Below are 6,391 nucleotides of genomic sequence, written 5' to 3' on the forward strand. Positions count from 1 at the left end.
TAGATAAGCATAAGAAGATAGAAAAAATCAGCCTAGATAGACTGATTTTGAGGTGTTTTTTGATTACTAGCCAGCCAGTAGAGGACATAGAGGACCAAGAAGCCTGTTGCCGCTAGGAAAAGTCCGCTAATCTGATTGACAGTCAATACCAAGACCAGACCTGATACCAGTAGTCGAGTAAAAGCTTGACCTAGCATAAAATAGGTCGATACCGCTCCACCAATGGTCGCCAACTGCTCCTCTGGCATGGAATTGACAAACTTGGCATTAAACTTGGGACCGCTAGCTCCAGAACTAATTCCCATTGTAGTAAGGAAGAAGAAAATAATTGGCAGTTGATGAAACAACATTCCGACAAACACTCCCAGTAGAGAGAAAGTGGCAGCCACTTCAAGCGTCACCATGCTGGTCTTTTTGAAGAGAGTAAAGACCAAGGTCGAACCCAAGATGTTGCCGACAAAGAAAATCAAAATGGTCAGGGCAAGGGTGGTCTCAACATTGAGGAAAACGGGGTCTGGGTCTTCGCTAATCAGCAGGACCAAAATAGGATAGAGAATCGCTCCACAGGCGTTGATTATGGGGCTGGTAATCAGGACCAGTCGGAACTCGGGGATCTTGCGCAGCTCCACGATGGCTTGCTTGAAAGAAGCTAGAATGCCCGGCCCCTTGGTTTCCGGCTTGGGCTGGCTCGGCTGCTCTGCTATTTTCAAAGGCTGCTCCATCAGGAGTTTGCGAAAGGCTGGCGTCAGCAGCTGCATGATGAGGAGGGCGGCCAAAAAGGTGCAGGCGTTGAGAAAGGCCAGGTTTTGGTAGGAGAGGAGGCCGACCAAGAGGGCAGAAAGGGCCTGAGAGGCGATGTTGAGGAGGCTGGTCACGGTCTGGCGAAAGGCCGAGTACTGCTCCCGCTCTTCCTTGGGCGCTACGCGCAATCCCAGAGGTGTATAGAGGCCATTTTCATAGAAGCCAGCGAAGTCTGCAAAGACATTGAAGCTTGCAGCCATCACGACAATCCAGAGGGCTGGCTCAAAGCCCATGCAGAAACCGAGGATGAGGTAGAGGGCCACACGAAAGAGGAGGGTCAGCTTGATAGTGCCAATCTTGTTGACTGTCTTGTCTGCCAGATAGCCTGTGAAGAGGCCCATAAAGCTAGGAAAGATTTCCGAGAAGGTCACAATCGCCAGCGCCAGACGGCTGTTGGGCACCAGCAAGACATAGTTCATCAGGGCAAGATAATAGACCACATCGCCAAAATTGGACAGCATATCCGCAGTCAGTACCCAGAGGTAAGTCGCATTTTTCAAAATCTTTTTCATGATAATCCCTTTCTTTTGAGTAATTTCCAGAATATTCCGACTTTTTATCTTACAGAGGAGCCTGGAAAGACTTTCCTCTTCATCCTTTATATAGAATAAATGGTTAAGCTTGAGAAGGCTAGGTCACCTGTTACCAAAAGAATCTTTTCTTTTGGCTCAGATGCATAATTATTAGTGGTTGACAAGGCGCTGTCTACTTGTACAACAGCTTGCCAGTTAGCAGGCAGATACAGATCAACTGACGCGAAGGCCGCATCGATATGAAATTCAGCCGTATCTCCCAGAATAACCGCCTGATCAAAGTAAACCATACTGGAGCCAAAGGCCACCTCCACACTATCCTGGATAAAATTCTCCTCATGAATATAACGAGTAGAGGAACCAAAAGCTATTTCCCTACCCTTGTCGCCAATCACCCCTGTACCAAAACCTTTTGTGTCAATGGCATTCCTGCTCATCTTAGGTTTAATCAGCATCTTCAAACCTGCACATGCCAGTATTGCACCTAAAATCAAGGTCCAGGTATCAATTTCCAGCCAATCAAAATGATTGTTTAGCATAATAAAGACCAAGGTTCCCCAGATAAAGCTTGTGACCAACTGTTTTTTTATCATTGCTTTGAAAAAGAGATAACTCCATCCAACTACCAGCGCTAATTTCCAAAGAGGAAACTTCATAACTGGCAAGTAGTCTTGAAACAAGACCAGACCCGCCAAGACCAGCAGAGCTATCCCTAAACCGTTTTTTTTCATCTTCCTACCTCATTTCCTGTAACTTTTCTTTTAATAAATGGTAATAATGCCGCGACACATGGACTTCCTTGTGGGTCTTATAAAAGGAAATCCGGCTAGTCCCTGAAAAGGACTTGTCCAGCGAATAGATGGCTTTGGCATTGGCAATGGTAGACTTGGAAACCCGGCAAAAATGAGCAGGGAGACAATCTTCCAGTTCATAGAGCTTCATCTTGACTTCATAGGCGTCATCTCTAGTATGCCCCATCAGCTTGGTCCCATCGGTTTCAAAAAAGAGCAGGTCTTCCAGTTTCAAGAAATACTCACTAGTGCCCTTGTAAAAGACCAGGCTAGGACGGCTCAGGCGACTCAAAGCTTGCTGGATTTGTTCCAACTCAGGCCCCAACTGACTGCTTCTGATAATCACTTCGACTTGTTCTAAGCTGTCATCTAATTCAATCCGAACTTTCATAAGACCTCCTTTGCTTTTTCTGGTTTTATTATATCAACTTACTCGAATTTTGCAAGGGCATTTCAGTAAGTGGTAAAAATGAGAGGGTAAGTGGTAACATCAGGCATATAAAAAACCAGCCGTAGCTGGTTGAGTATTAAAAAATCGCGTCAAGCAGAGAGGAACTGCCACCGCCACCATCGCCACCAGCACCAACAATATGATTACCGATTACTTGGGCAAAGGTTTCAATATTCAAACTTTGTACATAGATTTCCCCGTAGCCTGAGAAGGTATTCACAATGCCTTCCCCTGTACCGATCGATTGCAAGAATCCATTTTCCATGTGAATATCGTAGTTGAGGTCACGGCTCCAGGCTACCACATGGGCATTATCAATGGTAATGCTCCCACCATCCAGTTCAATCTTCTTAATCGAACCGAAGGCATTTGCCAATAGAGTTCCTCTTCCTTCCGTCGTCATCACAAAGAGACCACCCTGACCACCAAAGAAGGCCCGACCGACACTCTGGCGCTCCATCTTATATTGAGCAGAACCATCTAGGGCAAGAAAAGCACCATCATTGAGGCGGTATTGCTCTGCACCCAGTTCCAAGGCAATAACCTGACCTGGCGTTGAAGGCGCAAGCGCAATTTTGCCATCGTCACTATTGGAAATGGCTTGCGTGATAAACATAGACTCACCTGATACCATGGAACGACCAATGGCCCCCATGAGCTTGCCAAAACCAGAACCACCACGGGCATTGAGCTTGGTATTTAAGGTCACGCTTGGTGTATGGTAAACCATGCTTCCCTGCTGGATATAAGCTGACTCACCAGCTTCTAAGGCGATTTCCACCAAAGGAAATTGCATATTGCTGTCGATAGTATATTTCATCCGATTGTCTGACATAGTTGCCTCCTATTTTTTACGAAAAGTTCCTGTTAACCACAGGATAGCCATAATAAACCAAAAACAAGCTAAAATAAACCAAATCATTTTCAACTTCTTTTTGTATTATTTTTATAACACAATTCTACACCTAAAAAACAACAGTGTCAAGTATTTTTATAAAAAAATATGAGAGTCTCATTGCAAACTCTCACATTTATACTCAATGAAAATCCAAAATAGACTAGCTCCAAAGGTTTGGGGAACCTTTGGAGGTTGGAGATAGGCGAACGTAGTTCGTTTCTACTTATACAGATAGAACCCTGTTACTATTTTATTTCAAGGTAACAGGCTGAAAGACTCCACTGGAGCCTTTCACTCATCAAATCAAGTCAACAAGGTCTGCTTTTGATTTTCGAAGGTTATTATCTTTTTTATTTAAATCCAGCTATACACAGTTAGCTAAAACACTTTCTGCAAGACTTCGCCAATGGTAGTCACGCCGATAACGGTGATTTCCTTGGGCACCTTGATGCCTGTCAGGGAATTTTTTGGGGCATAGACCTTGGTAAAGCCTAATTTGGCGGCTTCGTTAATCCGTTGTTCAATCCGATTGACGCGGCGGATTTCCCCTGTCAGACCGATTTCGCCTATAAAGCACTCTTGTGGGTTGGTTGGCTTGTCCTTGTAACTGGAGGCAAGGGCAACTGCGACTGCTAGGTCAATAGCTGGCTCATCCAGTTTGACTCCACCTGCTGACTTGAGATAGGCATCTTGGTTTTGGAGGAGCAGGCCTGCCCGTTTTTCCAAAACCGCCATAATCAAGCTGGCACGGTTGAAATCCAAGCCTGTCGTGGTCCGCTTGGCATTGCCAAACATGGTCGGCGTCACCAGAGCCTGCACTTCCGCAAGAATGGGGCGAGTGCCCTCCATGGTCACGACAATAGCAGAGCCTGTCGCTCCGTCCAGACGCTCTTCCAGAAAGACCTCACTTGGATTGAGAACTTCGACCAAGCCCTGCGACTGCATTTCAAAAATGCCGATTTCGTTGGTAGAGCCAAAGCGGTTTTTGACCGCCCGCAAGATACGGAAGGTGTGTTGCCGCTCGCCCTCAAAATAAAGAACGGTATCTACCATATGCTCCAAGGTCCGCGGTCCAGCCAGAGTACCTTCCTTGGTCATGTGGCCGACGATAAAGGTTGCAATATTGTTAGTCTTGGCAATCTGCATGAGCTCATTGGTCACTTCACGGACCTGACTGACAGATCCTTGCACGCTGGAGATGTCAGGGCTCATAATGGTCTGGATAGAGTCGATAATCAGGAAATCTGGTTTTATCTTCTCAATCTCGGTCCGAATGCTCTGCATATTGGTCTCCGCATAGAGATAGAACTCGCTGTCAATGTCGCCCAAACGCTCGGCACGGAGCTTAATCTGCTGGGCAGACTCTTCCCCCGACACATAGAGAACGGTGCCGATGGTGGACAGCTGAGTGGATACTTGCAGGAGCAAGGTGGACTTGCCAATCCCTGGATCGCCTCCAATGAGAACTAGACTGCCCGGCACCACGCCGCCACCAAGGACGCGGTTAAACTCCTCCATGTTGGTCTTGGTGCGGGCCACTTGAATGGACGACACTTCATTGAGCTTCATCGGACGGGTCTTCTCACCTGTCAGGCTGACCCGCTCGTTCTTAACTTCAGCGACTTCCACTTCCTCGACAAAGGAAGACCAGGAGCCACAGTTGGGACAACGGCCCAGATACTTGGGCGAGTGGTACTCGCAGGATTGACAGACAAAGGTTGTTTTTTTCTTAGCGATGATGATTTCCTCCTATTTCCCCGTCGAACCAAATCCGCCCGTCCGAACGCCATCGGCCTGGTCGCCGTCAGCCAAGAGGAAGGGTGCAAAAACAGCCTGTACGATTCGTTCCCCAGCTTCCACCACGACAGTTTCTTCTGTGATATTTCGCATCTGGGCAAAGATATGACCTTCATTGGCTGGATTGCCATAGTAATCGCCGTCGATAACCCCAACCGAGTTAATCAAAACCAGCCCCTTCTTGCGAGGGTTAGACGAACGGTCGTAGAGATAGAGAACCTCATTAGCCTGCATATAGGCCTTGACACCTGTTGGCACCAGCTTAATCTCACCTGGCTCTAAGCTGACCCTCTCCGCAGCCTTCAGGTCGTAACCTGCTGCGTGGGCTGTCTCACGTTTTGGCAATAAGTTTTCATCAGTAAACTGGCTGACCAGTTCGAATCCACGGATTTTCATGTGTTTTCCTTTCGAGTACTTATTTTGAAGATAAATCTTCTAGTAATTTTTCAAAATCAGAATTTATCTTTTGGGTCTTATTAAAAATTGCATATTCTGACCGAGCTTTCTCCTTGGCTACCTGCCTTGTAATTTGACCATGCCCCTCTAAAAGCTCATAATCTTGAAAGGCTAAAAATCGGTCAATACTATCTGCCAAATCTTGCATGGTCTGAGTTTTTCCTTGCTCAATTTGTCGCTCCAGATAGTCAAAGTAGCCTGAAATACTACGTTCCAGCGAACGAATTTCCTTTTCGCTCAGATAATTTTTAGCCACAAGAGCGTCCGATTGCAAAATACGTCCGTCAGGAGAGTGCTTCCAGGTTACCAACCCCATGTTCGCTTTGGTGTGGTCTGCCTTTTCATAAATAATTTCTGCAGCTGTTTTACCTGTAATCGCATAATGAAATTTATTTTGCACATGAGCATAGAATTGCTTAGTCATCAAGCTATTAGCGTCATAATCAATCGCAATCTCTGCAAAAATATCTGTGATTTGTAACCAAATTCGTCGTTCACTAGCACGGATAGAACGAACTCGTTCTAAGAGCTCACGGAAATAATCTTTTTCCAGTCATAACCACCCGTGAAAACGGGTGGCTTGTACACCGGCTATAAGCCGTTTCTCTCCAGCGACGTCTAAAGACGTTCGCTGAACTTCGTTCAGGTTAGTGCTATAATTACT

The 6,391-nt window shown here is 46.2% G+C and carries 6 protein-coding genes and 1 pseudogene; all 7 read right to left on the bottom strand.

The annotated features are described in order from the left end of the window. Positions 1-32: 32 nt before the first annotated feature. The gene (locus C1G49_RS01530) at positions 33-1,313 is read right to left on the bottom strand and encodes an MFS transporter (protein ID WP_105124342.1); all 1,281 of its coding nucleotides are present in this window, start codon (positions 1,311-1,313) and stop codon (positions 33-35) included. An 86-nt stretch (positions 1,314-1,399) separates the two neighbouring features. After that, complete coding sequence (locus C1G49_RS01535; RefSeq protein ID WP_105124343.1) at positions 1,400-2,065, bottom strand: hypothetical protein; 666 nt, start codon at positions 2,063-2,065, stop codon at positions 1,400-1,402. A gap of 4 nt (positions 2,066-2,069) precedes the next feature. Then, on the bottom strand, positions 2,070-2,516 hold the full coding sequence (locus C1G49_RS01540; RefSeq protein ID WP_105124344.1) for a LytTR family DNA-binding domain-containing protein: 447 nt from the start codon (positions 2,514-2,516) through the stop codon (positions 2,070-2,072). A 136-nt stretch (positions 2,517-2,652) separates the two neighbouring features. Beyond that, a complete protein-coding gene (locus C1G49_RS01545; RefSeq protein WP_105113414.1) occupies positions 2,653-3,411 on the bottom strand; it encodes a TIGR00266 family protein in 759 nt (252 codons plus the stop codon). A gap of 441 nt (positions 3,412-3,852) precedes the next feature. Beyond that, entirely contained in the window at positions 3,853-5,217 is a 1,365-nt protein-coding gene (radA, locus tag C1G49_RS01550) for a DNA repair protein RadA (RefSeq protein ID WP_105124345.1), read from the bottom strand. Positions 5,218-5,223: 6 nt separating this feature from the next. Then, complete coding sequence (locus tag C1G49_RS01555) at positions 5,224-5,667, bottom strand: dUTP diphosphatase (protein WP_024388517.1); 444 nt, start codon at positions 5,665-5,667, stop codon at positions 5,224-5,226. 19 nt (positions 5,668-5,686) lie between these two features. Then, positions 5,687-6,274: pseudogene (gene rhuM / locus C1G49_RS01560) on the bottom strand (RhuM family protein); the annotation flags it as partial. Positions 6,275-6,391: the final 117 nt, after the last annotated feature.

This window comes from Streptococcus suis, from assembly GCF_002960625.1.
Lineage (GTDB): Bacteria > Bacillota > Bacilli > Lactobacillales > Streptococcaceae > Streptococcus > Streptococcus suis_T.

What these genes read in the sequence shown, in the direction of transcription:
- C1G49_RS01545 (WP_105113414.1), bottom strand. Translation starts at nt 3,411, where the DNA reads ATGTCAGACAATCGGATGAAATATACTATCGACAGCAATATGCAATTT.
- C1G49_RS01555 (WP_024388517.1), bottom strand. Translation starts at nt 5,667, where the DNA reads ATGAAAATCCGTGGATTCGAACTGGTCAGCCAGTTTACTGATGAAAAC.
- C1G49_RS01535 (WP_105124343.1), bottom strand. Translation starts at nt 2,065, where the DNA reads ATGAAAAAAAACGGTTTAGGGATAGCTCTGCTGGTCTTGGCGGGTCTG.
- C1G49_RS01540 (WP_105124344.1), bottom strand. Translation starts at nt 2,516, where the DNA reads ATGAAAGTTCGGATTGAATTAGATGACAGCTTAGAACAAGTCGAAGTG.
- C1G49_RS01530 (WP_105124342.1), bottom strand. Translation starts at nt 1,313, where the DNA reads ATGAAAAAGATTTTGAAAAATGCGACTTACCTCTGGGTACTGACTGCG.